Source organism: Psychrosphaera sp. (genome assembly GCF_982872775.1).
Genome location: NZ_CEYNSH010000081.1, coordinates 1 through 4,430 on the forward strand (window position 1 = coordinate 1; position 4,430 = coordinate 4,430).

At 40.5% G+C, this 4,430-nt stretch carries 3 protein-coding genes; 1 reads left to right on the top strand and 2 read right to left on the bottom strand.

The features are described from left to right. Nucleotides 1–49: 49 nt before the first annotated feature. A complete protein-coding gene (locus tag AC4E96_RS13865) occupies nt 50–2,896 on the bottom strand; it encodes an ATP-binding protein (protein WP_490256248.1) in 2,847 nt (948 codons plus the stop codon). Between the two features lie 142 nt (nt 2,897–3,038). Between AC4E96_RS13865 and AC4E96_RS13870 the strand changes: the two genes are divergently transcribed. Beyond that, a complete protein-coding gene (locus tag AC4E96_RS13870; RefSeq protein WP_490256249.1) occupies nt 3,039–4,193 on the top strand; it encodes an EAL domain-containing response regulator in 1,155 nt (384 codons plus the stop codon). A 34-nt stretch (nt 4,194–4,227) separates the two neighbouring features. Here the strand turns inward: AC4E96_RS13870 and AC4E96_RS13875 are convergent. Next, on the bottom strand, nt 4,228–4,430 hold a 203-nt coding region (locus AC4E96_RS13875), incomplete at its 5' end, for a hypothetical protein (protein ID WP_490256250.1).

A 4,430-nucleotide genomic window follows, 5' to 3' on the forward strand; every position in this document is an offset into this window, starting at 1 on the left:
TCAGCTATCAGCTATCAGCTATCAGCTATCAGCTATCAGCTATCAGCTATCAGCTGTCTAGGTTGATACTTGGTACAACTTCTTCTGGGCTTTGATATTCTTCTTTAATAAAAGAGATAACCTGGTTGAACTGCTTTAAGATTTGAGTATAAAGCTTTTCAATTTCTTCTTGGCTAAAGCTACCTGCATTATTTTCAAGCTCTAATGAGGAGTCAAACAACGGCATAGCGCCAACACTTTTAGACATCGACTTGAACTGATGGGCTAGGTTTTTAATGTTTTCACGTTCAGACGCTTCAATACTTGCACCTATTTTGTCGATTAAGTCGTTGCCTCGGTCTTTGAACATCTCCAAATACTTGAGGTGACGGGCAGGATCGTTCCCTAAATAACTAACCAACACTGATTTTTGAATTGGCTCATTAGAAACATTAATTGCTTCAACAGGTTTAGTGCGTGTCGCCTCCTGAACTAATTTGGTGTGTTCGTCCTCTTCAAGTGGTAACCACTTTTTCATCACGACTTCCAAATCTGACAGCTCAAGTGGTTTGGTTAAATAACCATCCATACCTAAACTGATACATTTTTGCTCTTCACCTTTAAGGGCATTGGCTGTGATGGCAACCACACGGGTAAAGTCAGCGTCTTCTGAACGAGATGGACCTTCTTCACGAATGGCTTTGATTACGTCATAACCACTTTTATTTGGCATATGTAAGTCAGTCAACACAAGCGGATAATTATTATTTCGCCACATATCAATGGCTTCTTGGCCATCGTTTGCGACTTCTACCGCGTAACCAAGCATATTGAGCTGCTCTGAGATTACCTGCTGGTTCATCGCGTTGTCTTCTGCGAGAAGTACAAGTTGATTGTTCGAACGAGCTTCTTCAATGGTCATTGCTTTAACGGCAGTGTGACTCGACTCGACTGCTTCTTCAGGAGAGTGTTGTTTGTTGTCTGCAACATCTTGAATCAGCTCTAATAAACCACTACGACACAGAGGCATAGAGTGCATATACCAAATTCGGTCGTGCTCTTGGACTTGATTTTCAATGGTATTACTCAACACCAAGAAACGAGAAGCTTGTAAGTTTGGCTGCTCCAATAAGTCATAGATAACTTTGAGGGTTTCATCGTGATTAGAGGTTGCATCAATTACCCAAATGGACTGGTGGGCCGGATCACACTGGTAACTTTCAGCGACATGCTTAAGACCATCTAATGAATGCGCGACATCAACATTAGCCGCATAGTGCTTAGTGTAAGCTTCCATTGCGTTAATGTGATGATAGTCATTAGAAAAACAAACTAAATCCAATTCTGAGAAGTCATATTTCTTATCCAGTTTGGCGTTAGGGCTAGACCTTAACGGTAAAGAAACGGTGAACTCTGAGCCTTCTCCTAACTCAGATTTAACGTCAATATGACCGTACATCAAGTCAGTTAGACGCTGACAAATCGTTAATCCAAGGCCTGTACCACCAAACTGTCTGGTCACTGAACCTTCGGCCTGGCTAAACGGTTGGAAGACATAATTTACTTGGCGTTCGGTCATACCTTTACCGTTATCAATGACTCTTAATACGACATTGGTAAACTCAAGGTTGGACTCGCTTATTTCGGCTCTTATCTGAACGACACCTTTTTTCGACTTTGAGGTGTTTGTAAATTTAATGGCATTACCCGCTAAATTAAACAAAATCTGGCGTATACGGATTGGGTCACCCATTAGGTTTTCACTAATGGCTGGATCGCAATACAACCTAAGATCAATATTCTTTTGTTCGGCAACACTTAATAGGGTTCGCCCTACGGCTTCCACAATAGCATTAATGGACATTGGAATGCTTTCAACTTCCAACTTACCAGCTTCTATTTTTGAGAAATCCAAGATGTCATCAATAATTCGTAAAAGTGAAAACGCAGACTCGCGAATGGTATCTGATAATCTAAACTGGTTTTGATTTAGCGTACTTTTTCTTAATAAGTCGATAGAGCCTATTATGCCGTTCATTGGCGTTCGAATTTCATGACTCATGGTGGCCAAGAACGTCGATTTTGATTCGTTAGCTTGCTCAGCTTCTTCCATGGCAATTCGAAGCGCGTTGGTACGCTCATTAATTTTGTTTTCCATTTCTTGAGCAAGTTTGTCGTTGGCAATGTCTAACTCTTGGTTGTCTTTGATAAGACTGTCTATCTTTTTGAATAAAGTATTAATCGTTGCAGCCAATGTAGCGAATGGACCAAAACGTTTAGGGGCAAGACGTTTATCAAATTTCTTTTTGTTCGTAATGAGGTTAGTTTCGGCAATCAGTGGCATGGCATCGGCACTGACGGAGGTGTTAACCATCACGGTGATGATTCGGCTCACCACAATGGCAATCAAAAATGCAGCCAAAAATAGACTGAGGATAAAACCAAAATCGGTTTTTTGTTTTAGCATCGTACCAATGACAAGGCCGGCCTCTTCACCATTGAGCATGACAATCTTTCTGATCTCTACCCAACTGTTGAGATCGGAGACATGGTTAGCCAAAATTGGGCTTGGGATATATCCGTCTAGGCTCTCAGTTGCAGCTTGGCTTTTCAGTTGGCCTTCTTCGAGACGATATAAAAAGAATGCTTTTTTTGTTGATTCCCCATGCACCGCATTTATGTATGATTGTGCCGCACTTTTTTGATCTTGGTCTAATATATAAGGGGGCATCCCTTCTACAACCGAGTCTACATGCTTTTGTAATCCATGAGTCAGTTGGTCAGGTTTTAGCCATTGTGAAAACGTGTACAGGCCACCAAATCCGGCCATTGCCGTAAAACAACCGAACAAGATTAGCCAGATTAAAAGTACGTGTGTTATCCGTAAAAACTTTTGCTTTTGATTTTTTTTATCCATGAAAGACGAACTTTACTTATTGATTATTGTTCTGAAGTAGCTTAATAATATGCAACTGGTGTTCACTTTTTGCATACAAGCGATGCTTTAGTAGACAATACCTGTTTCAACTCAGTTTAATCAAGGTTTTTGTGTTGGGAATATGGAATATATTAAATTATTAAACAAGATCACTGCAGTGGATGACGATCCTTTTTTCCTACACTTCATTGAGGATAAGTTTCAAGAGATTGGTTTAAACAATGTTAACTTATTCAGCGATCCTAATGCGGGCCTTGAAAGTTTGATTGTTAATTCAGAATTCAATGATCTTGTGTTGGTCGATTTACAAATGCCTGAAATTGACGGCATCGCATTTTTAAAACTCCTTGGAGATGCAAATTATAAAGGCCAAGTCGTCGTAATAAGTGGCTTTGAGTCAAAAGTACTGTCTATGGCCGAGTCGATTGCTAAACAGCGCGACTTAGCTATTTTGGGACAGTTAACCAAACCCTTTTCGGCGCAACAGCTTAATGGTTTAGTCGATCGCGCTTTATCCCGTATTCTCTCAGCTGAAAACGCTGAGCTTGCTGCAACAAATGGCAATTACGACCCAGATAAATTTGAAATCAATGAAGAAACACTGTGTCCGGTTATTCAACCGCAAATTTGTTTAGATACTGAAAATATTGTTGGTTATGAAATTCTATCGCGCTTAAAGGCGACGGATGGATCAATTATTTATCCAAGTCAGTTTATTAGCGATTTTGAAGAGAACGGCCGAATTTCAGAATTCAACAAAGTCCTATTCCGCTCTTCATTTGACCGTATGGCCAAATATGACAATATTAATTTTTCAATGAATCTATCGATGCGCGATCTTAACTCGCACCGTATAGTCGATGACATTGATTCGTTACTTAATGAGTTTGGTGTTCAACCAAGTCGATTAACCATAGAGATCACCGAGACTTGCTTGGTTGAAAACTTGCTAACTGCGCAAGAAATTGCGACCCGCTTGCGACTGTTGGGTTGCTCACTGGCCATTGATGACTATGGTACAGGCTACTCAACAATGAAACAGTTAACTGAATTCCCATTTCAAGAGCTCAAGATCGATCGTCAATACATCCATAGTTGCCACTCTCATGAAGAAAACCAAATTATTATTAAGTCTACCGTTGAGATGGCACAGGCGCTTGGCATGAAAGTCGTTGCAGAAGGTGTAGAAACGAAGGAAGAACTGGCATTTGTAAAAGGTGCAGGGATAGAAATCGTTCAAGGGTATTATTATTCTAAGCCTTACGTGTGGGCGTAGAGTTTAACAACAACGTCCAGAAAGTGATTACTGTTTAACCTTTGTAGTTATTATTTGTTCGGTGTGTACAAATATCACGCACTTGAGCAATGTATTTAAAAAACTTGTTGACTTGGAATGCCAAAATCCGTTTAATACACGCCGCACCAAGCTGAAGAGCTTGATGCAGGTTTGCACTTAAAGTGCCTCGATAGCTCAGTCGGTAGAGCAGGGGATTGAAAATCCCCGTGTCGGTGG

Excerpts from the sequence above, each read along its gene's own strand:
- AC4E96_RS13865 (WP_490256248.1), bottom strand. The coding sequence starts at position 2,896 with ATGGATAAAAAAAATCAAAAGCAAAAGTTTTTACGGATAACACACGTA.
- AC4E96_RS13870 (WP_490256249.1), top strand. The coding sequence starts at position 3,039 with ATGGAATATATTAAATTATTAAACAAGATCACTGCAGTGGATGACGAT.